This is a genomic window from Pseudomonas sp. NPDC008258, from assembly GCF_042956345.1.
Lineage (GTDB): Bacteria > Pseudomonadota > Gammaproteobacteria > Pseudomonadales > Pseudomonadaceae > Aquipseudomonas.
On sequence record NZ_JBIBGE010000010.1, the window covers coordinates 47,444 to 71,897 of the forward strand.

Genomic DNA, 24,454 nt, shown 5'->3' on the forward strand with positions numbered 1-24,454 from the left:
CTGAATCGAGGTTTTGACATGAAAGTTTTGATCATCGGCAGCGGCGGCCGTGAGCACGCCCTGGCCTGGAAAGTCGCCCAGGACCCACGCGTCGAAAAAGTCTTCGTTGCCCCAGGCAACGCCGGCACCGCCATTGAAGCCAAGTGCGAGAACGTCGCCATCGACGTCTGCGCCCTGGAGCAACTGGCCGACTTCGCCGAGAAGAACGTCGACCTGACCATCGTCGGCCCGGAAGCGCCACTGGTCATTGGTGTGGTCGACCTGTTCCGCAGCCGTGGCCTGGACTGCTTCGGCCCAACCAAGGGCGCGGCCCAGCTGGAAGGTTCCAAGGCTTTCACCAAGGACTTCCTGGCGCGCCACAAGATCCCGACCGCCGACTACCAGAACTTCACCGAAATCGAGCCTGCACTTGCCTACCTGCAAGAGAAAGGCGCACCGATCGTGATCAAGGCCGACGGCCTGGCTGCGGGCAAAGGCGTGATCGTGGCCATGACCCTCGAAGAAGCCGAAGCCGCGGTACGTGACATGCTGGCTGGCAACGCCTTCGGCGAAGCAGGCTCGCGCGTGGTGATCGAAGAGTTCCTCGACGGCGAGGAAGCCAGCTTCATCGTCATGGTCGACGGCCAAAACGTGCTGCCCATGGCCACCAGCCAGGACCACAAGCGCGTTGGCAACCAGGACACCGGCCCGAACACGGGCGGCATGGGTGCCTACTCCCCTGCCCCGGTGGTCACCGCCGACGTTCACCAGCGCGTGATGGACCAGGTCATCTGGCCGACCGTGCGCGGCATGGCCGAGGAAGGCAACGTCTACACCGGCTTCCTTTACGCTGGCCTGATGATCGACAAGGCGGGCAACCCCAAGGTCATCGAGTTCAACTGCCGCTTCGGCGACCCGGAAACCCAACCCGTCATGCTGCGCCTGGAATCGAGCCTGGTGCTGCTGATCGAAGCCGCCTTCGCCAAGGCGCTGGACAAAGTCGAAGCCCAATGGGACCCGCGCCCGAGCCTGGGCGTCGTACTGGCGGCTGGCGGTTACCCGGGCGATTACGCCAAGGGCGACGCCATCAACGGCCTGGACGCTGCTGCCAAGATCGAAGGCAAGGTATTCCATGCCGGCACTTCGCTCAAGGACGGCCAAGTGGTTACCAACGGCGGGCGCGTGCTGTGCGCCACTGCCATGGGCAGCACCGTTGCCGATGCACAGCAGCAGGCTTACCGCCTGGCCAAGGAAGTGAGCTGGAACGGCAGCTTCTACCGTACCGACATCGGCTACCGGGCCATCGCCCGTGAGCGCGGTGAGCACCAGCAGTAAGTTGTACCGGAACACCGTGCTGCCCGGGGCTGTCAAACGCCCGGCGCATGGTATCCGGCTCGTCGACAAGGCCCGGCACGGGCCTTGCCTTCGACTTGGCGCGCCGCGCATAGTTAACACCCGGCACATCGGCTAAGAAGGGATCTCGTAGTGCGTCGGCTTCGGATTGCCTCAGCTCTGATCGTCAGCTTGCTGACCTTGCTCTGCCTGTTTCCGGCTGCTGCCGAAACTGACGGAGGCTGGACCGTTCTGCTTGATGAACAGGCCAACCTGCAACTGAGCGATGTACGCTCCGAACGCTACCGTAACCAGTTCAGCCCGCTGGTGCTTGCCGAGCTGGATGCTGCCCCACCAGAACAGGCCTTGTGGCTGCACTACCGCCTGGCGCCAGGCGACCAGGAGCAACTGCTACGGGTATTCGCACCCGACCTCTCTGGCCTTGACCTCTACGCCCTCGATGGCGACAAACTCCTGCGTCAGCTGCACCACGGGCGCCTGGCCGGCAATGCCAGCCCGACCCTGCGGGGAAGCGACCATGTACTGCCCCTGCCCAACAGCAAGCAACCGCTGGATATCTACCTGCGCCTGGTCTCCGAACATCAGTTGCGCCCGGCTATCAGCCTGGAGCCTGCAGCCGTAGCCGCCTCGGACCAGAGCCAGCCACTGCTGTTCGGCATGCTGTTTGGCGGTTTGGTGATGCTGATCCTGCACAACCTGATCCGCTTCCTCTACAGCCGCTCCACCACCACCCTGATCCTGGCGCTGTACCACGGCCTGATGCTGCTCAGCGGCCTGATTTTGCTGAACCTCAGTGGCCCCTGGTGGCACGTGTGGCACAACGCGCAAACCCCGGCCGCCTACCTGACGCTGGTTCTGGCGGGCCTGGCCGGGCTGTATTTCACCCAGCATTTCTTTTCCCCCTGCAACTCACCGCGGCTTAACCGCCTGCTGCAAGGTGAAATGCTGGTGGTCGGGGTCAGCGGCCTGGTGCTGCTGTTTGTCGATACCCTGCCCCTCAACCTGATGACCTACGCCTTGCTGGCCCTGGGCAGCGTAAGCATGCTGCTGGTCAGCAGCTACCACTGGTACCGGGGCTATGCACCCGGGCGCCTGTTCAGCCTGGCCATGGTGGTGTTCAACCTGGGCGGGCTGGTGCTGCTGCCGGCGCTGTTGGGCCTGACCCGCACGTCCACGCCTTGGCTGCTGTGCATCCTGCTGGGCCTGACGGTGGCCAGCGGCTTGTTGCTCAACCTGGCCGTCAGCGAACGCCTGCGGCGCATGAGCGAAGAGCGCTTCAGCGCCAGCCGCGCACTGGCCGCCAGCGACGCCGAAATCAACGCCAAGGCCGAGTTCCTGGCCAAGATCAGCCACGAAATCCGCACCCCCATGAACGGCGTGCTGGGCATGACCGAGCTGCTGCTGGGCACACCACTGTCGGTCAAGCAGCGTGACTACGTGCAGACCATCCACAGTGCCGGCAACGAACTGCTGACGCTGATCAACGAAATTCTCGACATTTCCAAGCTGGAGTCCAGGCAGATCGAACTGGATGACGTGCAATTCGACCTCAACGCACTGGTCGAGGACTGCCTGAACATCTTCCGCGCCAAGGCCGAGCAACAGAACATCGAGCTGATCAGTTTTACCCAGCCGCAGGTGCCGCAGGTTATCAGCGGCGACCCGACGCGCCTGCGTCAGGCGCTGTCGAGCCTGCTGGAAAACGCCTTGAAAAATACCGACCAGGGCGAGATTCTGCTGGTAGTGGCGCTGGACCAACGCGGCGAAACACCGCGCCTGCGCATTGCCGTGCAGGACAGTGGCGAACCCTTGCCCGCCGCCGACCGCGAAGCCTTGCTACAGGCCGAACTGCACAGCCACCACTTCCTTTCCAGCAGCAAGCTGGGCGGCCACCTCGGCCTGGTCATCGCCAAACAGCTGATTGGCCTGATGCAGGGCGAGTTCGGTATCAAAAGCAGTACCGGCATGGGCAACACCCTGTGGCTGACCCTGCCGCTGGACCCTTCGCGCCTGGAACAGCCACCGGCCGACCTCGACAGCCCGCTGCGCGATGCCCGCGTGCTGGTGGTGGACGACAACGACACCTGCCGCAAGGTGCTGGTGCAACAGTGCAGCGCCTGGGGCATGAATGTGAGCGCGGTGCCGTCGGGCAAAGAGGCCCTGGCCCTGTTGCGTACCAAGGCGCACCTGCGCGACTACTTCGACGCCGTGCTGCTGGACCAGAACATGCCGGGCATGACCGGTATGCAGCTGGCTGCGAAGATCAAGGAAGACCCAAGCCTGAACCACGACATCCTGGTGGTGATGCTGACCGGTATCAGCAATGCCCCGAGCAAGGTCATCGCACGCAACGCCGGGGTCAAGCGGATACTCGCCAAGCCGGTCGCCGGCTACACGCTGAAGACTACCCTGGCCGAGGAACTGGCCCAGCGCGGCCGCGAGCAGGCAGTGCCTGCCAGCTTGCCTGGCATCCCGCAAGCGCTGGACCTGCCAGGCGACTTCCGGGTGCTGGTAGCCGAGGACAACAGCATTTCGACCAAGGTGATCCGCGGGATGCTCGGCAAGCTCAACCTTGAGCCGGACACTGCCAGCAATGGCGAAGAGGCGCTGCAGGCGATGAAAGCACAGCGCTATGACCTGGTGTTGATGGATTGCGAGATGCCGATACTGGACGGGTTCTCAGCCACCCAGCAGTTGCGCGCCTGGGAGGTGGCCAACCAGCGCCAGCGCACCCCGGTGGTGGCGTTGACCGCGCACATTCTGGCTGAGCACAAGGAACGCGCACGGCTGGCGGGCATGGACGGGCACATGGCCAAGCCAGTAGAGCTGTCGCAGTTGCGCGAGCTTATCCAGTACTGGGCCAACCAGCGCGAAGCCAAGGTGAACCCGGCGCATATTTCCTAGCGACAACGACTTCCCGTACACGACCGCATATTTGCCAAGGACCAGCGCCCATGCTCCATGAGTTATTCAGCGTCTACCTGAAAATGCTCGTCCTCTACAGCCCGTTCTTCGTGCTGTCGTGCTTCATCAGCCTGACCCGTGGCCACTCCAGCAAGGAGCGTAAGCAACTGGCCTGGAAGGTAGCCTTCGCGGCACTGGTCGCCAGCGTGCTGTTGTACCTGTTCGGGCGGGTAATCTTCGGTATTTTCGGCATCACCGCCGACGCCTTCCGCATCGGTGCCGGCAGCGTGCTGTTCATCTCCGCCCTGGGCATGGCCCAAGGCAAGCCGGCAGTGCAGGCCGACAACGTGCAGCAGGATGTGACCATTGTTCCGTTGACCATCCCGCTGACCGTCGGCCCTGGCACCATCGGCGCCCTGCTGGTGATGGGCGTCGGCCAGCCGCACTGGGACGACAAGCTGCTGGCCATCATCAGCATCGCTTTGGCCAGCTTTACCGTCGGCCTGGTGCTTTACCTGTCACACGGTATCGAGCGCATTCTCGGCGACCAGGGGTTGCAGATCGTCAGCCGGCTGATGGGGTTGTTCGTCTGCGCCCTGGCCGCGCAAATCATCTTCACCGGCATCAAAGGCTACATGGCGCCTTAAACGCCGTAATCCAGAATGCGCCGTAACGACACCTGCACCACGCGCTCCTGCACCTTGGGCAAGTAACTGTTTTCAAACGCCAGCAGATTGAAGCGCACCAGTTCTGCCCGCACGATTTGATGGCTGCGCTTGTGGCTGATGAAGCCTGCGCTGAACGCCGCGCGAATATCGACTTCGTGGTAAAGCACCATATCGACCCGGTTGGCACCCGCTGGCGCACAAGGTAACAACTGGAAGTGCTGACGCTCATAAGCACGGCGTTCGAGTTCACCCAGGGCCGCCGGGCTGGATAGCAGTTCTTGCATGGCGAGGCTGGTTGCTGAAGCAAAATGCTCACCGGCGGTGGCGGAAATGGTTTCCAGAACCTGATCGGTCTGTTTGTTGCGGCGCTCGTCGGGCCAATGAATTTGTTCGGCCGAAACCGAGTCCCAACCCATGAACTTGAGCTGATTGCGATAATACGTAAACCAGTCTTGTATCAACCCTTCCTGGTACGCCGTTTCAGTAGCCCGCTCGGCCATCGCCAAGGCCAGCTTCACCTTGTTTGCCTGTAGTGAGGAAATACCCGGCAGGAACGAAACGATACCTGCGCCGATCACGGCGGATGCGGTCTCAGTCATGATTTGCTCCTGCTTGCGAAGCGTAAGGGTCAAACCGGTAGTCACCCTGCGCGTCCTTGGCATTCATCAGCGCCTGGAGCTCTTCCCGCTGGCGTTGGAAGCGCCCGTTATCCAGCGCCAGGGAAACCGCACTGAACTCGGCTTCTTCCCCAGGCACCTGTTCACGCATGAGCGTGTTCAGCGAAACGCCCGAAACCGGCGTGCCGGTCTGCAGCGTGATGCAGCAAAGGTCCAGCACCGGCCCTGGCTTGAGTATGCCGAGCTCGATCACCAGCTTCGAACCTTGCGCCTGGTCAAGCGAGCCAAATTTCAGCAGGTGAGGAAAACCTGCCTCAGATCGCCCCAAACCCGCCTTTATCGACGCCAGCACCGCCTCAGCGCGAATCGAGCGCATTTTCAGCCAGGCTTCAAGGGGCTGTATCTGCGCACTGCGCACAGGCTGCCCCAACACTTTCAGGTCATGCGTGCTGGCCAGCTTGATCCAGCCTAACTGGCGATAAGCGTCGCGATAGGCGGCATACCATCGTTCGTCATCATCGAAGCGTGACCCTGCGTTCTTGTTGGCCACCAACTGTGCATAGAGTATCGAGTCGAATGCCGCCTGGCGTTGCTCAACAACTACTCCAGGGGAATACAAAACGGCCGTTCCGCCAATCAACATCAGTTGTTCAACTGCTCTGTCCATTGTGTTGCCTCATTACCGGGAAGCGGACAAGGCGGCGTCGCTAAAACGCCGCACTGCGGTCAGATGTCGTATTGCAGAACGTTTTCGACACTGCGCACGCCAAGCTTGTTTTCCACGGTTTCGCGCACCTTGTCGTAAACAAAATTGTTGAGCGTGAGTACGGCCGTGCCGGCGTAGTAGTGGGTTTTGTCCAACTTCCACTGAATGCCGAGGATGTCATCATCCAGTTGCGGAGCGGATGCCTGAATGCAATTCACCACCATGACTACATCGTTGTTCCCGGTTTCGATGCAGGCGGCCATACCGACCATGCCCCGGGCCTTGTTCTTGCGCTTGTGGTCGAGCACCTTGGCGTCGTTTTCGAGGGTGGTCAGCTTGTCGAACGCGGTCTTCGCCAGGTCACCCAGCACCGAGCCCCCCAGCACGGCATTGCCAATAGCGCCAATGGTACGGACTGCCACGGCCCCTACGGTGACTGACAGCTCTGCCGAGGTTTCCAGCTCGAAGCTGCGCTGCGGAATGGTAAAGCCAAGATCACGCATGACATCAACGAATTTGTCGTACCACTCCCGGCTCTGTTTCTCGGCATCGAACGCCTTGTCGGCCACCAAGGTGGCGAAGTGGAAGGCATTCTTCACATCGTGACGGCTTTGCGCAGACATGCCTGCGCCGCAGGCCAGCAGGTTGCCTTCGACCAGGATGGCGGCGTCTGTAGTGGTGGTGGTTTGTATCTCGGACATGTGGAAACTCCTTCATGGTTGCCCCTTGGGTCAGGGGCAACCACCTTAGCCAGCGCGCTCGCCAGGCAACGCGCTGAAGGGTTTCCGGAGCAATCAGTCGGCCGAAGGGTACCAACGGGGCGTGTAGGCCCACACCCCACCTGCCAGGCGAGGAAACACGCAGGTTGTAGAGGAACCGACCAACACCATGGTGCGCATGTCGACCATTTCTGGCACCAGTTCGGCCAAGGTGACTACCTTCAGCGCCTGCCCCGGCCTACCGATGTCACGGCCAAGTACTACAGGCGTGTTCCCGTCGCGATGTCGGCGCACGACTTCCAGTGCCACCCCCAGTTGGTGCGGTCGGGACTTGGAAATCGGATTGTAGAAGGCCAGTACCAGATCGGCCTGAGCGGCCAGGTCCAGGCGTTTCTCGATGATCGACCAAGGCTTGAGGTTGTCCGACAGCGACATCACGCAGAAGTCGTGGCCCAGCGGCGCCCCCGCCTGGGCGGCGGTTGCGAGCGAGGCCGATACGCCGGGCAGGATTTCGAGATCCACGCGATGCCAGGCCGGGTCGCTGGATTCATGCAACGCTTCAAGCACTGCGGCAGCCATGGCAAACACGCCCGGGTCACCCGACGATACCACCACCACCGAACGGCCTTGGGCCGCCAACTCGAAGGCATGCCGGGCGCGCTGCATTTCTTCACGGTTATCGGTGCAGTGCAGCACCTGCTCGTCACGGAACGGCCCGGCCATGCGCACATAGGTTTCGTAGCCCAGTACATCTTCGGCCTGCGCAAGCTCGGCCTTGACCGCTGGCACCATCAGTTCGGCAGCACCCGGGCCCAGGCCGATGACCGCCAGGCGACCGCGGCGGCGGCCAACCCTCGCCACTTCGACCGGTGCAGGTGCCACTGCGATGACCACGTCACCCTGCTCGATCAACTGGGCATCGGGCAATGCCCCGGCAACCATGCCCGTCACATCGTGCGGCCTGGCAGCGAAGCGCAAAGCGACACCCAGGGCCTGTGCGGCCTCGTGCAGGGCGTTACTGGCCATGGCGTGTTCATCCGCCAGCACGCAGGCCAGGGATGGCTCGGCAACACCAGCCAACTGCAATGCGGCACGAATACTGTGCAAGTCGCCGTCGGCAACACCTACCACTACCGAACGCGGGTGAATCAACAGCTCGTCGCGGCTGGCCGGGCGCGCCTGGTGCCCCACATGAATGGTGCGCTGGGCAGCCTCGCTGGAGGGCAGTTGCGCCTGTTGCAGCCACGGTGCATCACCTTCGACGCGCACCGACTCACCGGCCAGCAAATCGGAGACAAACCGCTTGCCTTGCTCGATGTCCGCCAGGGCATAACCCTGCGGCGGGTTCAGCAGGCAGGTGCCAAAACGCAGCTCGCCACTGGTGGTAATCGCAGCAGCAACACCCAATGCCTCTGCGATCTCACGTGCCATCACGTTCACGCCCCCCAGGCCACCGAGCAACGGCACTACCGCACTGCCATCTTCCGCCACGGCCAGTACCGGCGGCTCCGTGCCTTTCTCGCAGAGCAGGCTGGCCAGGCTGCGAATGACGATACCTGCGGCGCACAGGGCGATAATGGGCGTGTCCTGTTCGTACAGCCCACGCAAGGTATCGCCAAACGCGCTGTAATAGAGGTCGGCACCCTCGACCCGGCCTTGCAGGCCATGGATCGACGCCTGTGGATAACACTGCTGGATACGCTGCGCGGTGGCCAGGCTGCCCGGACCAAGGATGACGATTGCCGGTGCCTTGTGCATGTTCATCCCTGCCATTTTTCCCCCGGCACGATGATCAGCGAGAAGTACGGCGACGACTGCGGGTCGACCTGGTCCAGCGGCACGATCTTCTGGTTGGCCATGGTCGCCCGTTCCACATACAGCGCACGCCCCTCCAGGCCCAGCTCGGTCAGCACTTCGCGCACCTTGGGGAAGTTACGCCCAAGCTTCATGATCACCGCTGCATCGGCGTCGGCCAGGCGGCGTTTGAGCTCTTCGGCCGGCAATACGCCCGACAGCACCGACAGGCTCTGGTTGCGGTACACCAGCGGCGCACCCAGCACCGAGGCGCCACCCAGCATCGAGCAGACGCCCGGGATCACTTCGGCCTCATAGCGCTGCGCCAGGCGGTCGTGCAGGTACATGTACGAGCCGTAGAAGAACGGGTCGCCTTCGCAGATCACCGCCACATCACGGCCGGCATCCAGGTGTTCGGCCACCTGCACGCTGGCTTCGTCGTAGAAGTCGCTGATTACCTGCTCATAGGACAGCGGCGCTGGCAGGGCCTCGGTGGTTACCGGGTAGACCAGCGGCAGCAGTGTCTGCTCGGGCTGCAGGTGTGCCTCGATAATGCCGAAGGCATTGCCACGCTTGCCCTTGGCCACGAAGTAGCCGACCACCGGCGCCTCGCGCAGCAGGCGCAGGGCCTTGAGGGTGATCAGCTCAGGGTCGCCCGGGCCCACGCCCAGGCCCAGCAGTCGTCCACGCGGCGCCATCATTCCACCTCCGTGGCCAGGGCGTTGACCGCGGCGGCGGCCATCGCGCTGCCGCCCAGGCGGCCTTGCATGATCACGAACGGCACGCCACGGCTGTCGGCAGCGAGCATCGCCTTGGACTCGGCAGCGCCAACGAAGCCAACCGGGAAGCCGAGGATCAGGGCCGGCTTGGGTGCGCCGGCGTCAATCATCTCCAGCAGGTAGAACAGCGCAGTAGGCGCGTTGCCGATCACCACCACGCTGCCTTCCAGGTACGGGCGCCACAGTTCCAGGGCCACGGCGGAACGGGTATTGCCGGCGTCCTTGGCCAGGCCTGGCACACTTGGGTCGCGCAGGGTGCAGATGACTTTGTTGTCTGCCGGCAGGCGTGCCCGGGTGATGCCTTCGGCCACCATGTGCGCGTCGCACAGGATCGGCGCGCCGTTGAGCAACGCCTCGCGCCCGGCGCGGCCGGCGCCTTCGGAGAACTGCAGGCCATCAATGGCATCGACCATGCCGCAGGCGTGGATCACGCGTACGGCGAGCTTTTCGAGGTCTGCGGGGATCCGCTCGAGTCGGGCTTCCTCACGGATGATCCGGAAGGAATTGCGATAGATCTCCTGACCATCGCGGATGTAGTCAATCATCAAGGTGCTCCGTCGGCAGGTCGAGCATGGCGCCTGCTTCATTCAAGGTAAGGTCGGTGGCGCGCAGGGTACCGAAGCCCGGTTGGCGCGCATCACGCAGGTACAGGTCATAGCGGCCCGGCGAGCGGGCCAGCAAGGTGGCCGGGGCAACATGGGCCACGGCGCAGGAACGGGGGCAGCCAGACAGGTGCACGCTGGCGGGTGTACCAGGGCCCAGAAGTGCGGCCAGGACAACAGCGTCGGCCTTGGTTTCGCCAAGGGCCTTGGCGCAGCCGCTGGCACCCGTGCAGGCGCTGATGCGCGCCAGGGGTTCCTGGTCGTGGCACAGCAAGCCCAGTGCAGACAACCCGGCTTGGGCCTGATCAATGCGTTGCGCTTGCAGGTTGGTCAGCACCAGACTTTGCCAAGGGCTGAAGCGCAGGCTGCCATCGCCCCATTCACGGGCAATACGTGCGACGCCGCGCAGCATGGCCGGGGTCAGGCGGCCTTGCGGCGGGGCAACGCCAAGGGCAAGGCCTTGAACCTGAGCCAGCTGGCCCAGCCAAAAGGCACGGTGGTGTTCGCGTCGCCACGCGAGCACGGTGGCATCCCGGCGGATGTCCAGCCCGAGCCCGTCGACGAAATCGCCTGGCGGGCACACCTCAAGTAGCTGGCGCATGCGCGACTGCGCAGGGGTTGCCAGATCGAGAAAGCGTTCCAGCACGGCACGCACCAGTGCCAGGCCCTGCTCCAGCGGCACTGCGCCGAGCACCTGGCCGTCCACCGGGCAACCCGCCAGGCCGAATGCCAGCCAGGTCTGCTGCTCCAGGCGCAGGGCCGACAGCCACAGGTCGTGCGGGTGTTCGAGCATGGCCAGGCGTTCGCCGGCGTCCAGCTGCACGGCGAACTTGGCCGACAGTTGATGGAAGCGCGGTGTGCTTTCCAGCATGTCGAGGATCTGCCCGGCCAATGGCCTGGCATCCAGCAGCATCGCCGGGTCGTGCCCGGCCAGCGGGCTGAGCATCAGGTTGCGCACATCGTCACCGGCCGCATCACGCGGGCCAAGGCCGGCATCGAGCAAGGTGTCGATCAAGGCACGATGAGCGTTGCCGATGCCACGGATCTGCAGGTTGCCACGGTTGGTGGCCTCGATCACACCGCCAGCAAAACGCTCGGCCGCCGCCGCTACCGCCTCGGCTTGATCGGCCAGCAGCAGGCCGCCCGGCAGCTTGATGCGGCAAATGCCGCCATCACGGGCACTGACAATGCGCCACAACCCCGGGCAAGCCGAGGGACGGGGCGAAACGTTGGGGGCATGGGCCTGCGTCAAAGGGGCGTCCGGCAATCTGTGAAAATGCGCTTGAGTGTAGAAGGCGCGGTATTATGCCTGCTTTGTCCGGCGGCATGAAAAGCCGGTGGTCGAGCATCCTCAGCGATTGCGTAGAAATTCAGGACCGTGTCGCCTTCTTCGCGGGCTTGCCCGCTCCCACAGGATCATCGCAGGCCGTAATTGCTGCACTGTACCTGTGGGAGCGGGCGAGCCCGCGAAGGGGCGCGCAGCGGCCCCCAAAATGGCGGAATGAAATACATGACCCCTTGGCTGACAGTAGTAGGCATCGGCGAAGACGGCTTCAGTGGCCTGGGCAAACAGGCCCGGCGCGCGCTGCTGGGCGCTGCGCGGATCTTTGGCAGCCCGCGCCAGCTGGCCTTGCTGCCACGCTGCGTACCCGGCGAACGGCTGGGCTGGCCAAGCCCGTTCTCGCTGGCCCCGGTGCTGGCCCTGCGCGGCGAGCCGGTGTGCGTGCTGGCCAGCGGCGACCCGATGTTCTACGGCGTCGGCGCCAGCCTGGCGCGCCAGATGCCTGCCGATGAAATGCGCGTGCTGTCGATGCCCTCTTCCTGCGCCCTGGCCGCTGCGCGCCTGGGCTGGCCGCTGCAGGACGTGCAAGTGGTGTCGCTGGTCGCCCGTCCGTTGGCTGCGCTCAATGCCCATCTGCATAGCGGTGTGCGTTTGCTGGTGCTGAGCAACGATGGCGACAGCCCGGCGGCCGTTGCGGCATTGCTTTGCGAACGTGGCTTCGGGCCAAGCCGCCTGCGGGTTTTCGAGCACCTCGGTGGCCAGGAAGAGCGCGCATTGGCCGGCACCGCCCAGGACTGGCCGCACGCCGATATCGCAGCGCTCAACCTGATGGCCATCGAATGCCTGGCCACGCCCGAAGCGCCACGCCTGCACCGCCTGGCCGGGCTGCCAGACAGTGCCTTCCGGCACGACGGCCAGCTGACCAAACGCGATGTCCGCGCCATCACCCTGGCGCGCCTGGCACCCCAGCCCGGCGAACTGCTGTGGGACGTGGGTGCAGGCTGCGGCTCGATCGGCATCGAGTGGATGCGTGCCCACCCGGCCTGTCGCGCGCTGGCCATCGAGGCCGATGAAGGCCGCCAGGGTTTCATCGAACACAACCGTGATGTGCTGGGCGTACCCGGCCTGCAACTGGTCTGCGGCAAGGCGCCAATGGCACTGCAAGGCCTGGAGCAGCCCGATGCCATCTTCATCGGCGGCGGTGTCACCCGTGAAGGCGTGCTGGACCTGTGCTGGGCAAGCCTGCGCCCCGGCGGCCGGCTGGTGGCCAACGCAGTGACCTTGCAAAGCGAGCTGGCCCTGGCGCATTTCCGTGAACAACACGGCGGTGAACTGACCCGCCTGCATGTCGCCCATGCCCAGCCCCTGGGCACATTCGACACCTGGCGCCAGGCGCTGCCGATCACCCTGCTGGACGTGGTAAAACCTGTCGATGCGTGAAGAAACCCGCGAACAGCCCGCTCCCCTGCGCAGCGGCCTGACCACCGGCAGCTGCGCCACCGCCACCAGCCTGGCAGCTGCCCGCCTGCTGCTGCGCGGTGAAAGCAGCGATGCCGTGAGTATCACCCTGCCCAAAGGCAAGGTGGTACAGATGCGCCTGGAGTTCTGCCGCCTGGCCGGCGAAGGGGCTGAAGCCGGCACACTCAAGGATGCGGGCGACGACCCGGATGTCACCCACGGCGCCCTGCTTTACAGCCAGGTGCGCCTGCGGACTGAACCGGGTATCCGTTTTATCGCCGGCGCCGGCGTTGGCACAGTGACCCGCCCGGGGCTGGTGCTGGCGGTGGGTGAGCCGGCCATCAACCCGGTACCTCGGCGCATGATCAGCGAACACCTGCAACGCCTGGCTGACGAATGCGGCTACCTTGGCGGTTTTGAAGTCACGGTCAATGTGCAGGGTGGCGAGCAACTGGCCCTGAAGACCATGAACCCGCGCCTGGGCATCCTTGGCGGGCTATCGATCCTCGGCACCAGCGGCATCGTGCGGCCGTTCTCCTGTGCCGCTTACATTGCCTCGATCCACCAAGGCATCGACGTAGCCCACACCAACGGCTACACGCACATCGCTGCCTGTACCGGCAACGCCAGTGAAGACACCATGCGCCGGGTCTACGGCCTGCCGGAAATCGCCCTGATCGAAATGGGCGACTTTGTCGGTGCGGTGCTCAAGCATTTGCGCAAAGTACCGGTGCCACGCCTGACCCTGTGTGGGGGCTTCGGCAAGATCAGCAAGCTGGCTGCCGGGCACATGGACCTGCACAGCCGTCATTCCAGCATCGACCTGCCGCAACTGGCCGGCTGGGCTGCTGATATAGGCGCTGACGCAGCGTTGCAGGCGGCCATCATCAATGCCAATACCAGCCAGCAAGCGCTCGCACTGGCGCATGCGGCTGGCGTTGCCCTGGGTGACGCGGTATGCGCCCACGCCCTGGCCTTCGCCCGCAGCGTGGTGCCGGCACAGGTGCACGTGGAAGTGTTCGCCATCGACCGCCAAGGCGGCATCGTTGGCCGGGCGGGTGTGCAATGACTGCGCGCATCCTGTTGCTGGGCGGCGTCACTGAAGCCCTCGCCATCGCCCGTCGCCTGGGCCCACAGCATGTCTATAGCCTGGCCGGTATCGGCCGCGTTCCGCAGGACCTGCAATGCCAGGTGCGGGTCGGCGGATTTGGCGGTGCTGAAGGCCTGGCCAGCTACTTGCGCGAGGCGGGCATCACCCTGCTGATCGATGCCACCCATCCCTATGCCGCACAAATCAGCCGCAATGCTGCCAGTGCTGCGCGTAGCGCTGGCATCCCGTGCTGGGCCCTGCGCCGCCCGGCCTGGCAGGCGCAAGCGGGGGACGACTGGCGCGAGGTCGAGGACTGGGCAGGGTTGATCGAAGCGCTCAAGCCGTTTCGCAGGCCACTGTTCACGCTGGGGCGGGAGCCGCTGCAACATCTGGACGAGATTCCGGCGGAGCAGTTCTGGACGTTGCGGGCGCTGGAGGCATGCCCTGGCAACGAGCGTTGCGAAGTGATTGGTGCACGTGGGCCATTTCATATCGAGGATGAGCGGGCGTTGTTCCAGCGCCGCAGGATCGATGTGCTGATCAGCAAGAACAGCGGCAGTGTGGCGACCGAGCCGAAGCTGGAAGTGGCGCGGGAGATGGGGGTGCCGGTGTTGATCCTGAAGCGCCCGGCGTTGCCGGATGTGGAGCGGGCATTCGAATCGCAGACCGATATAGCCGCAGCACTCAACCTGCAATAAAAACTCTCGCAAGTTCCCCAGAGACCCCTGTGGGAGCGGGCAAGCCCGCGAACACCGGCGAAGCCGGTGCCATACACCGAGTCGTTTTCTTCGCGGGCTCGCCCGCTCCCACAGAAGACCGCGCCAGTCTTAAAATACCCTACAACCCTTTCGGATTTTTCTTTCTCCCCCGCAAGTGGCCTAGGCCGTCCTGCTGCCTTAAACTCAGCTCCTCCCCCCGGAAGGCGCTACCCATATGGAAATGCAATGGTGGATCTGGCTGGTCTTCGGCATCGCGCTGATCCTGCTCGAACTGGTCCTGCCGACGTTCTTCATCCTCTGGTTCGGCATCGGTGCCGTGCTGGTCTCGCTCATCTCCCTGGCCGCCCCCAGCCTGCAACTGGACATGCAGGTGCTGCTGTGGGTGTTGCTGTCGTCGGTCACCACCGCGTGCTGGTTCAAGCTGTTCCGGCGCAAGCAGCCGGATGTGCGCTGGACAGCCGACAGCGTGATCGGCGAAGTCGGCTTGCTGACTGCCGGCGTTTCGGAGTTCCAGAAAGGCCGGGTACGCTTCCAGAAGCCGATCCTGGGTAACGAAGAATGGACCTGCATCGCCGACAGCGAGATCCCGGCCGGCGAGCGGGTGCGCCTTACTGCCATCGAGGGGAACACCGCCCGCGTCATTCGGGCCTGAACCTGCACTAAAAGGAATTTAGCATCATGACCAGCCTCATCGTCGTCGCTGCCATCGCCCTGTTCGTCCTGATCACCGTGTTCAAGGGGGTGCGTATCGTGCCCCAGGGCGAGGAATGGATCGTCGAGCGCCTGGGCCGCTACCACAGCACCCTGAAGCCCGGCCTGAACATCCTCATTCCGTACATGGATGTGGTCGCCTACCGCCTGCCGACCAAAGACATCATCCTCGATGTGCAGCAGCAGGAAATCATCACAAAGGACAACGCGGTGATCGTCGCCAACGCCCTGTGCTTTGCCAAGGTGGTCGACCCGCAGAAGGCCTCCTACGGCGTACAGAACTTCTCGTTTGCCGTCACCAGCCTGACCATGACCTCGCTGCGCGCCATCGTCGGTGCCATGGACCTGGACGAAGCGCTGTCCAGCCGCGAGCAGATCAAGGCTCGCCTGCGCGACGCGATGTCCGAGCAGACCGAAGACTGGGGCGTGACTGTGCGCTCGGTGGAAATCCAAGACATCAAGCCTTCGGAAAACATGCAACTGGCCATGGAACGCCAGGCTGCCGCCGAGCGTGAGCGCAAGGCAGATGTGACCCGCGCCGAAGGTGCCAAGCAAGCGGCGATCCTTGAAGCGGAAGCACGCTTGCAAGCGGCCAGGCTGGATGCCGAAGCACAGATAAGCCTGGCCGAGGCCTCGGCGCGGGCGATTTCGCTGGTCAAGGAAGCGGTGGGCAATGAGACCGTACCGGCCATGTACCTGCTGGGCGAGCGCTATGTCGGGGCCATGGAGAACCTGGCGGGCAGCAGCAATGCCAAGGTGGTAGTGTTGCCGGCGGACCTGCAGGAGACCGTGCGTGGGCTGATGGGCCGTAACAAGGCTTGAGAATGCCGGGGGCGCTTTGCGCCCCTATCGCGACACAAGGCCGCTCCCACAAGAGTACGCATATCCCTGTGGGAGCGGCCTTGCGTCGCGATTGGTCTGCAACGCAGCCCCCGAAACCAGCACGACCTGCGTCACTTCACCGCACCCCGCCATTTTTACCTATACTCCGCCTTACAATACCCACCACGATTCCTGACCGGATCTCTCCATGCCCCCACGTCGGCACATCGCCTGGATAGCCTGCCTTGCAGTGCTGTTCAACCTGCTGGCCATGCCGCTGGCCTCTGCCGTGCCCAAGGGCCCGGCCGAGCAGCTGCTGTGGGGGGCTTTCTGTTCAAGCATGGCCAACAAGGCCAAAGTCGATGTCCAGGCCCTGGCCAAGATCGACCTCGGCCCGCAAAGCGACGACAGCGCCAGCATGATGAATTGCTGGTGCTGCTCGGGCGCCGCACCGCTGCTGGCCCTGCCCGGCTACCCGCCGCAGTTGCACAACCCGCCGACACTGCTCGCCGGGCGACTGCCGCCACCTGCCAACTACCAACCCACGCCGCGCCATTTATGGCCTGCGCTCAATCCCCGTGCCTCTCCGCTGGCCTGAGTTCATCACGCTGTCTGCCTGAACCTGAACAGAACGGAGATTCACCATGCTCAAGCACGCCCTCGTCATGGCCGCCCTGCTGCTGCCCGGCGCCTTTGCCAATGCCCACGAATACAGCGTGGGTGACCTGCACATCGCTCACCCCTGGTCGCTGCAGTTACCCCCTAACGCGCCCAATGTCGCCGCCTATTTCGTGGTGCACAACAACGGCAAGGCCGACGACCGCCTGCTGAGTGTCGACAGCCCCATCAGCGATGACGCCCAACTGCACGAGCATGCCATGAGTGCCAGCGGCGCCATGAAGATGCAGCAGGTGCCTAACGTGGTGGTGCCTGCCGGCAAGGACCTGACCTTCGCCCCCAGCGCCTACCATGTGATGCTGATGCAACCCAAGGACCGCAGTCTGCTGGTCGACGGCAAGCGCTTCCCGTTGACCCTGCACTTCGAAAAGGCCGGCGACATCACCGTCGAAGTGGCCGTGCAGAAGCAGGCGCCAGCGGACCAGCCGCAAGCCCACGAACACGCGCACTGACACCTGCTGACAGGCACTCGCCATGAGCCTGCCGCGCAACAGCATCAGCCGTACCACCCGCCCTGACCGCAGGCGCGCCGGTGGCGGATGGCTGAGCCTGTTCGCCATGTGGATGATCTTCATCGGCCCGCTGATTTCCCAGTCGATGCCGATGGACCACCACGCCGGCATGAGCATGCCGATGGACATGCCGATGGCCGCTGCCCATCAGCATGGGGGCGACACCCATCACGGCCACGGCGGCGATGGCCAGCTGCATGTGATGTGGGAAAAGTGCGGTTACTGCAGCCTGTTGTTCAACTGCCCGGCCCTGCCCCAGGCCCTCAGCCCGCTCAGTGCCGGCAGCGTTATCCCCACCAGCCACCTGCTTGCGCCAACGCACCAGGGCCATGCCCGGCAGGCTGTATTCCCCGGTGCGCGCAGCCGCGCCCCGCCTTCCTCGATCTACGTCTGAAAACACGTTTTGCGCACGAAGCCAGGAGGCTTCGCGCTAACCCATGACTGATCGACTGGAATCATTATGTCCGGCTGCCCCCCTTTGTTTGCCTTGTCCCTGCGTGGGACCCTTGCCGCCGTGTGCGGCTCGCTGCTCGCGCCCGTAGCCCTGGCCGCCGACCCTGGCCATGAAGGCCATGCGCACGACGCACCCGAGTTGAGCCCGACGGTGATCACCGCCGTGGCCCCGAGTTCGCCGCTGACCGTGGTCACCAACCCGAAAGACCCGCGCCAGCCCGTGCCGGCCAGCGACGGCGCCGACTACCTGAAGACCATCCCTGGCTTTTCGGCGATCCGTGCCGGCGGTACCAACGGCGACCCGGTGTTGCGGGGCATGTTCGGCTCGCGCCTGAACATCCTCACCAACGGCGGCCTGATGCTGGGCGCCTGCCCCAACCGCATGGACGCGCCCACCTCATACATTTCGCCAGAAACCTATGACCGCCTGACCGTGATCAAAGGCCCGCAAAGCGTGGTCTGGGGCCCGGGCGGCTCGGCAGGCACCATCCTCTTCGAGCGTGAGCCCGAGAAGTTCGGTACCCTCGGCAGCCGGGTGAACGCCAGCCTGCTGGCCGGCTCCAATGGCCGCTTCGACAAGGTGCTGGATGCCGCTGCCGGCAACAGCCAGGCTTACGCCCGCTTCGTCGGCAACCAGTCACGCTCGGATGACTACCACGACGGCAACAACGACACCGTGCCGTCGCGCTGGGAAAAATGGAACGGCGATGTCGCCCTCGGCTGGACGCCCGACCAGAACACCCTGCTGGAGCTCACCGCCGGCAAGGGCGATGGCGAGGCCCGCTATGCCGGGCGTGGCATGGACGGCTCGCAGTTCAAGCGCGAAAGCCTGGGCCTGCGCTTTGAAAAGTCCAACCTCGGCGAGGTGCTCGACAAGGTCGAAGCCCAGGTTTACTACAACTACGCCGACCATGTGATGGACAACTACAGCCTGCGCACGCCCTCGGGCAGCGGCATGATGGGCATGCCGATGGTCAGCAACGTCGACCGCCGCACAATGGGGGCGCGCCTCAAGGCCACCTGGCGCTGGGCCGACGTGCAACTGATCAGCGGCATCGATGCCCAAACCAACGAGCATCGCCAGCGCGGCGGCATGGGCGTGGACGAGCACAAGGGCCAGGCCTGGACCAAAGACGCCGACTTCCACAACTACGGCGCCTTCAGCGAACTGACCTGGTACGTCAGCGGTGAAGACCGGCTGATTACCGGTGCCCGCCTGGACCGTGCCTCAGCCCGCGACTTCCGCGCAGCCAGCGCCACCAATGGCGACACCCGCGCCGATACGCTGCCCAGCGGCTTCGTGCGCTACGAGCACGACCTGGCAGCCATCCCGGCCACCACCTACATCGGCCTCGGCCATGCCCAGCGCTTTCCCGACTACTGGGAGCTGTTCTCGCCCAGGCTGGCACCACCCGGGGCGGCCAACGCCTTCGACGGCATCAAGCCAGAGAAAACCACCCAGCTCGACTTCGGCATCCAGTACCGCACCGAGCGCCTGGAAGCCTGGGCATCGGGCTATGTCGGCCAGATCCGCGACTACATCCTGTTCGACTACCAAGGGATGAGCTCCCAGGCCCGCAACGTCGACGCCCGCATCATGGGCGGCGAACTGGGCGCGGCGTACCAGCTGACCGAAAACTGGAAGGCCGACGCCACGCTGGCCTACGCTTGGGGCAAGAACAGCAGTGATGGCAAAGCGCTACCGCAAATGCCACCCCTGGAAAGCCGCCTGGGCCTGACCTACAGCCGCGATGTGTGGAGCGTCGGCGCCCTGTGGCGGCTGGTAGCGGCGCAAAACCGCATCGCCGAAAACCAGGGCAACGTGGTCGGCAAGGACTACGAAGAAAGTGCCGGCTTCGGCGTGTTCTCGCTCAATGGCGCCTACAAGGTGAGCAAAAACCTCAAGCTCAGCGCGGGGGTCGACAACCTGTTCGACAAAACCTACGCCGAGCACTTGAACCTGGCCGGGAACGCCGGGTTCGGCTACCCGGCTACCGATCCACAGCCGGTGAACGAGCCAGGCAGGACCTTCTGGACCAAGGTCGATTTCAGCTTCTGACAACAACAACGGGCGCAACTTCGGTTGCGCCCATCAGCTGGTCACACAGGAGGTTCCCATGAGAGGAACACGCATCAATTTCTATAACCTGGCCTGGCGTTGGCACTTCTATGCGGGGCTGTTCGTGGCCCCGTTCATGATCCTGTTGGCGATCACCGGGATCATCTACCTGTTCAAGCCACAGCTCGACCCGCTGCTGTACCGCGACCTGATGGTGGTCGAAGCGGGCCACCACCGACAGGGCGCCGATGCGATGTTGGCCGAGGTGCGCCAGGCCTACCCCAAGGGGCATGTGGGGCAGTACCTGCCGCCAGTCAACCCCGAGCGCAGTGCGCAGTTCGTGGTGCATGACGGCGGGCGCGAGCTGAACGTGTTCGTCGACCCTTACAGCGGCAAGGTCCTCGGTGAGCAGGATGGCAAGCAGAACCTGCAGGCCATCGCCCGTGCGCTGCATGGCGAACTGATGGTCGGCACGGTCGGTGACCGCCTGGTGGAGCTGGCGGCTGGCTGGGGCATCGTGCTGGTAGTGTCCGGCCTGTACCTGTGGTGGCCACGCGGACGCAATGGCGCTGGCGTGCTGTGGCCACGGCTGAGTGCACGCGGCCGGCTGTTGTGGCGCGACCTGCACGCGGTGACCGGTTTCTGGGGCTCGGCCCTGCTGCTGCTGATGCTGGTCAGCGGCATGACCTGGACTGGCCTGTGGGGCAAGCAGTACGCCGATGTGTGGAACCGCTTCCCGGCTGCCATGTGGAACGACGTGCCCAAATCGGACCAACAGGCCGGTGAATTGAACAGCGCTCACCGCCAGACCGTGCCCTGGGCGATGGAAAACACACCCATGCCGCAGTCTGGTGCACACGCCGAACACGCCGGCCACCACATGATGTCGGACATGCCCGCAGCGCCCCAGGTGAGCGTGCAGCAGGTCGAAGACATTGCCACCTCCCGCCAGGTCGAGCCGGGCTACAGCATCACCCTGCCCACCACCGCCGACGGTGTTTTCACCATTGCCGTGTTCGCCGACGACCCACGCAACGACGCCACCCTGCATGTCGACCAGTACACCGGCAAGGTGCTGGCCGATGTGCGCTGGCAGGATTACAGCCCGGTCGCCCGGGCCACCGAGATGGGCGTGATGCTGCATGAAGGCAAGATGTTCGGGGCGTTCAACCAGATCATCATCTTGCTGGTATGCCTGATGATCCTGCTGGGCTCGGTGAGCGGGCTGGTGATGTGGTGGAAGCGCCGGCCCGAAGGCGGCCTGGGCGTGCCGCCGCTGCGCCATGACCTGCCGCGCTGGAAGGCGGCGGTGGGGGTGATGCTGGTGCTGGGGGTGATGTTCCCGCTGGTGGGGGTGTCGATGGTGGTGATGTGGGTGGTGGATAGCCTGGTGGTGAGGCATCGCCGGGTGGTGGCCAACGCTTGATATCTGCACTGGCTTCTTCGCGGGCTTGCCCGCTCCCACAGGATTGCGTTGCCCTCAGGCTTTGCGCAGTACCTGTGGGAGCGGGCAAGCCCGCGAAAGGGCCGGTACAGGCGAAATGCTGCTACCCAAAAGTAGAGTCGATCTGTCGCGCCCCGAACGGGAACCCGCGTGTTAGCCTAGCCGGCTACCTCTGACAAGAAGACTGACCTTACAAGGGAATGCAGCCTATGACGCAAACCTCACCCACACCACCAGAAGAGCAGCACCTGCAACGCAACCTGACCAACCGCCACATCCAGCTGATCGCCATCGGTGGCGCGATCGGTACCGGCCTGTTCATGGGCTCGGGCAAAACCATCAGCCTGGCCGGGCCATCGATCATCTTCGTCTACATGATCATCGGCTTCATGCTGTTCTTCGTCATGCGCGCCATGGGCGAACTGCTGCTGTCGAACCTGAACTACAAGTCGTTCATCGACTTCTCCGCCGACCTGCTCGGCCCCTGGGCCGGTTACTTCACCGGCTGGACCTACTGGTTCTGCTGGGTGGTTACCGGCATTGCCGACGTGGTCGCCATCGCAGCCTATACGCAGTTCTGGTTCCCCGACCTGCCGCAGTGGATACCGGCATTGACCTGTGTCGGGCTGCTGCTGTCGCTGAACCTGGTCACGGTGAAAATGTTCGGCGAAATGGAGTTCTGGTTCGCCCTGGTCAAGATCGTCGCCATCCTCGGCCTGGTCGCCACCGGCCTGTACATGGTCATCACCGGTTTCACCTCGCCCAGCGGGCGCACTGCCCAACTGGCCAACCTGTGGAATGACGGCGGCATGTTCCCCCATGGCCTGATGGGCTTCTTCGCCGGTTTCCAGATTGCCGTATTTGCCTTTGTCGGCATCGAGCTGGTGGGGACCACCGCCGCCGAGGCGAAGAACCCGGAGCGCACCCTGCCGCGGGCGATCAACTCGATCCCGATCCGCATCATCGTGTTCTATGTGCTGGCGCTGATCGCGATCATGGCGGTGACACCTTGGCGCGACGTGGTACCGGGCAAGAGCCCGTTCGTCGAGCTGTTCGTATTGGCCGGCTTGCCGGCAGCGGCCAGCATCATCAATTTCGTGGTGCTGACCTCGGCGGCCTCGTCGGCCAACAGCGGCGTGTTCTCCACCAGCCGTATGCTGTACGGCCTGAGCCAGGAGGGTGACGCACCCAAGGCGTTCGAGAAACTGTCGAGCCGCTCGGTGCCAGCCAACGGCCTGTACTTCTCCTGCACCTGCCTGCTGCTAGGGGCGGTGCTGATTTACCTGGTGCCGAACGTTGTCGAAGCGTTCACCCTGGTGACCACGGTTTCGGCGGTGCTGTTCATGTTCGTCTGGACGCTGATCCTGCTGTCGTACCTGAAGTACCGCAAAAACCGTGCGGCACTGCACCAGGCGTCGAAGTACAAGATGCCGGGCGGGCGCTTCATGTGCTACGTGTGCCTGGTGTTCTTTGCCTTCATCCTGGTGTTGTTGAGCCTGGAGGCAGATACCCGTTCGGCGCTGGTCGTCACGCCTATCTGGTTCTTGCTGCTGGCAGTGACCTATCAGGGCGTGCGTAGCCGCCGTCATCCGCGTTCGGCTGTGCGTAACGGCTGATGGCCTCGGGGCCGCACAGCGGCCCCAATCCTGTGCACACAAATTCCACGGGCACCAAGCTGGACCTAAAAAGCGCCCCAACACCTCGCACAACCCCTCTATCCCGCCCCTTTTGCCACTAGGCACACCCCTTGCAACGCCCCTCCCCGCTTGCCCAACACAAAAAAACCCAGCGGAGAGAGCACATGAAGCGTCGCAGTCTGATCAAGGCCTTTACCCTTAGCGCATCGATTGCCGCAATGGGCCTGAGCTGGAGTATCCAGGCCGCCGAAACCATCAAGGTCGGCATCCTGCATTCGCTTTCCGGGACCATGGCCATTTCCGAGACGTCGCTCAAGGACATGGCGCTGATGACCATCGAGCAGATCAACGCCAAGGGCGGCGTGAACGGCAAGATGCTCGAACCGGTGGTGGTCGACCCGGCCTCCAACTGGCCGCTGTTCGCCGAAAAAAGCCGCCAGCTGCTGACCCAGGACAAGGTGGCGGTGGTATTCGGCTGCTGGACCTCGGTGTCGCGCAAGTCGGTGCTGCCGGTGTTCGAAGAGCTCAACGGCCTGCTGTTCTACCCGGTGCAGTACGAGGGTGAAGAGATGTCGCCGAACGTGTTCTATACCGGCGCCGCACCCAACCAGCAAGCCATCCCGGCGGTGGAATACCTGATGAGCGAAGACGGCGGCAGCGCCAAGCGGTTCTTCCTGCTGGGCACCGACTATGTCTACCCGCGCACCACCAACAAGATTTTGCGGGCCTTCCTGCACAGCAAAGGCGTGGCCGACAAGGACATCGAAGAGGTGTACACACCGTTCGGCCACGCCGACTACCAGACCATCGTTGCCAACATCAAGAAGTTCTCTGCCGGCGGCAAGACGGCGGTCATCTCCACGGTCAACGGCGACTCCAACGTGCCGTTCTACAAGGAACTGGCCAACCAGGGCCTGAAGGCCACCGACGTGCCGGTGGTGGCGTTCTCGGTGGGTGAAGAAGAGCTGCGCGGTATCGACACCAAGCCGCTGGTGGGGCACCTGGCGGCGTGGAACTACTTCGAGTCGGTGGATAACCCGGTCAACCAGAAGTTCGTTGCCGACTGGAAGGCCTACGCCAAGGCCAAGGGCCTGCCGGGCGCCGACAAGGCAGTGACCAACGACCCGATGGAGGCCACCTACGTGGGCATCCACATGTGGGCGCAGGCGGTGGAGAAAGCCAAGTCCACCGACGTCGACAAGGTGCGTGAGGCGCTGGCCGGGCAAAGCTTCAAGGCGCCTTCGGGCTTTACCTTGACCATGGACAAGACCAACCACCACCTGCACAAGCCGGTGATGATCGGCGAGATCCAGGATGACGGGCAGTTCAGCGTGGTGTGGGAAACCGAGCAGCCGCTGCGGGCGCAGCCTTGGAGCCCGTTCATTCCGGGGAATGACAAGCGGCCAGACTATGCGGTGAAAGGTAACTGAGTGCATTGGGGCTGCATTGCAGCCCATTCGCGGGCAAG

The 24,454-nt window shown here is 64.0% G+C and carries 22 protein-coding genes; 15 read left to right on the top strand and 7 right to left on the bottom strand.

Annotated elements, in window-relative coordinates:
* The first annotated feature begins 18 nt into the window (after positions 1 to 18).
* The 3 genes from purD to ACFY9W_RS10370 all read left to right on the top strand — a co-directional run bounded on the left by purD (position 19) and on the right by ACFY9W_RS10370 (position 4,883).
* A complete protein-coding gene (gene purD, locus ACFY9W_RS10360; protein ID WP_391129316.1) occupies positions 19 to 1,314 on the top strand; it encodes a phosphoribosylamine--glycine ligase in 1,296 nt (431 codons plus the stop codon).
* A 150-nt stretch (positions 1,315 to 1,464) separates the two neighbouring features.
* On the top strand, positions 1,465 to 4,236 hold the full coding sequence (locus ACFY9W_RS10365; RefSeq protein WP_391129319.1) for a response regulator: 2,772 nt from the start codon (positions 1,465 to 1,467) through the stop codon (positions 4,234 to 4,236).
* A gap of 50 nt (positions 4,237 to 4,286) precedes the next feature.
* The gene (locus ACFY9W_RS10370) at positions 4,287 to 4,883 is read left to right on the top strand and encodes a MarC family protein (RefSeq protein ID WP_391129322.1); all 597 of its coding nucleotides are present in this window, start codon (positions 4,287 to 4,289) and stop codon (positions 4,881 to 4,883) included.
* Here the strand turns inward: ACFY9W_RS10370 and ACFY9W_RS10375 are convergent.
* The 7 genes from ACFY9W_RS10375 to cobG all read right to left on the bottom strand — a co-directional run bounded on the left by ACFY9W_RS10375 (position 4,880) and on the right by cobG (position 11,388).
* Complete coding sequence (locus ACFY9W_RS10375) at positions 4,880 to 5,503, bottom strand: hypothetical protein (RefSeq protein WP_391129325.1); 624 nt, start codon at positions 5,501 to 5,503, stop codon at positions 4,880 to 4,882. The genes ACFY9W_RS10370 and ACFY9W_RS10375 overlap by 4 nt on opposite strands.
* Complete coding sequence (locus tag ACFY9W_RS10380; RefSeq protein ID WP_391129327.1) at positions 5,496 to 6,188, bottom strand: hypothetical protein; 693 nt, start codon at positions 6,186 to 6,188, stop codon at positions 5,496 to 5,498. The genes ACFY9W_RS10375 and ACFY9W_RS10380 overlap by 8 nt, the downstream gene beginning before the upstream one ends.
* A gap of 59 nt (positions 6,189 to 6,247) precedes the next feature.
* A complete protein-coding gene (locus ACFY9W_RS10385; protein WP_391129330.1) occupies positions 6,248 to 6,928 on the bottom strand; it encodes a hypothetical protein in 681 nt (226 codons plus the stop codon).
* A 93-nt stretch (positions 6,929 to 7,021) separates the two neighbouring features.
* Complete coding sequence (gene cobJ / locus ACFY9W_RS10390) at positions 7,022 to 8,719, bottom strand: precorrin-3B C(17)-methyltransferase (RefSeq protein ID WP_391129333.1); 1,698 nt, start codon at positions 8,717 to 8,719, stop codon at positions 7,022 to 7,024.
* Positions 8,707 to 9,441, bottom strand: a complete 735-nt coding sequence (locus tag ACFY9W_RS10395; protein ID WP_391129336.1) for a precorrin-2 C(20)-methyltransferase — start codon at positions 9,439 to 9,441, stop codon at positions 8,707 to 8,709. The genes cobJ and ACFY9W_RS10395 overlap by 13 nt, the downstream gene beginning before the upstream one ends.
* On the bottom strand, positions 9,438 to 10,064 hold the full coding sequence (locus ACFY9W_RS10400; RefSeq protein ID WP_016489386.1) for a precorrin-8X methylmutase: 627 nt from the start codon (positions 10,062 to 10,064) through the stop codon (positions 9,438 to 9,440). Before ACFY9W_RS10400 ends, ACFY9W_RS10395 begins: the two co-directional genes overlap by 4 nt.
* Positions 10,057 to 11,388 (bottom strand): precorrin-3B synthase, encoded by a 1,332-nt coding sequence (cobG, locus tag ACFY9W_RS10405; RefSeq protein ID WP_391129340.1) that lies wholly within the window; start codon positions 11,386 to 11,388, stop codon positions 10,057 to 10,059. Before cobG ends, ACFY9W_RS10400 begins: the two co-directional genes overlap by 8 nt.
* A 243-nt stretch (positions 11,389 to 11,631) precedes the next feature.
* Here cobG and cbiE point away from each other — a divergent pair, with 243 nt between their 5' ends.
* The 12 genes from cbiE (at position 11,632) to urtA (ending at position 24,416) form a co-directional block, all read left to right on the top strand.
* The gene (gene cbiE / locus ACFY9W_RS10410; protein ID WP_391129343.1) at positions 11,632 to 12,843 is read left to right on the top strand and encodes a precorrin-6y C5,15-methyltransferase (decarboxylating) subunit CbiE; all 1,212 of its coding nucleotides are present in this window, start codon (positions 11,632 to 11,634) and stop codon (positions 12,841 to 12,843) included.
* A complete protein-coding gene (locus ACFY9W_RS10415; RefSeq protein WP_391129346.1) occupies positions 12,836 to 13,930 on the top strand; it encodes a cobalt-precorrin-5B (C(1))-methyltransferase in 1,095 nt (364 codons plus the stop codon). Before cbiE ends, ACFY9W_RS10415 begins: the two co-directional genes overlap by 8 nt.
* Positions 13,927 to 14,649 carry a cobalt-precorrin-6A reductase gene (locus ACFY9W_RS10420; RefSeq protein ID WP_391129349.1) on the top strand — a complete coding sequence of 241 codons (723 nt, stop codon included), beginning with the start codon at positions 13,927 to 13,929 and terminating at the stop codon, positions 14,647 to 14,649. Before ACFY9W_RS10415 ends, ACFY9W_RS10420 begins: the two co-directional genes overlap by 4 nt.
* 235 nt (positions 14,650 to 14,884) lie before the next feature.
* On the top strand, positions 14,885 to 15,322 hold the full coding sequence (locus tag ACFY9W_RS10425) for an NfeD family protein (RefSeq protein ID WP_104833875.1): 438 nt from the start codon (positions 14,885 to 14,887) through the stop codon (positions 15,320 to 15,322).
* 26 nt (positions 15,323 to 15,348) lie between these two features.
* Entirely contained in the window at positions 15,349 to 16,203 is an 855-nt protein-coding gene (locus ACFY9W_RS10430) for an SPFH domain-containing protein (protein WP_016712216.1), read from the top strand.
* A gap of 208 nt (positions 16,204 to 16,411) precedes the next feature.
* Positions 16,412 to 16,801 (top strand): DUF2946 family protein, encoded by a 390-nt coding sequence (locus ACFY9W_RS10435; RefSeq protein ID WP_391129352.1) that lies wholly within the window; start codon positions 16,412 to 16,414, stop codon positions 16,799 to 16,801.
* 46 nt (positions 16,802 to 16,847) lie between these two features.
* Positions 16,848 to 17,333: a copper chaperone PCu(A)C gene (locus ACFY9W_RS10440; protein WP_391129355.1), complete on the top strand. Its 486-nt coding sequence runs from the start codon at positions 16,848 to 16,850 to the stop codon at positions 17,331 to 17,333.
* 22 nt (positions 17,334 to 17,355) lie between these two features.
* Entirely contained in the window at positions 17,356 to 17,787 is a 432-nt protein-coding gene (locus ACFY9W_RS10445) for a DUF2946 family protein (protein ID WP_391129358.1), read from the top strand.
* A 66-nt stretch (positions 17,788 to 17,853) separates the two neighbouring features.
* Complete coding sequence (locus ACFY9W_RS10450) at positions 17,854 to 19,905, top strand: TonB-dependent copper receptor (protein ID WP_391129361.1); 2,052 nt, start codon at positions 17,854 to 17,856, stop codon at positions 19,903 to 19,905.
* 58 nt (positions 19,906 to 19,963) lie between these two features.
* The gene (locus ACFY9W_RS10455) at positions 19,964 to 21,331 is read left to right on the top strand and encodes a PepSY domain-containing protein (RefSeq protein WP_391129363.1); all 1,368 of its coding nucleotides are present in this window, start codon (positions 19,964 to 19,966) and stop codon (positions 21,329 to 21,331) included.
* Between the two features lie 227 nt (positions 21,332 to 21,558).
* Positions 21,559 to 22,965, top strand: a complete 1,407-nt coding sequence (gene cycA / locus ACFY9W_RS10460; RefSeq protein WP_391129366.1) for a D-serine/D-alanine/glycine transporter — start codon at positions 21,559 to 21,561, stop codon at positions 22,963 to 22,965.
* A gap of 185 nt (positions 22,966 to 23,150) precedes the next feature.
* Positions 23,151 to 24,416, top strand: a complete 1,266-nt coding sequence (gene urtA / locus ACFY9W_RS10465) for an urea ABC transporter substrate-binding protein (RefSeq protein WP_201202524.1) — start codon at positions 23,151 to 23,153, stop codon at positions 24,414 to 24,416.
* Positions 24,417 to 24,454 lie beyond the last annotated feature (38 nt).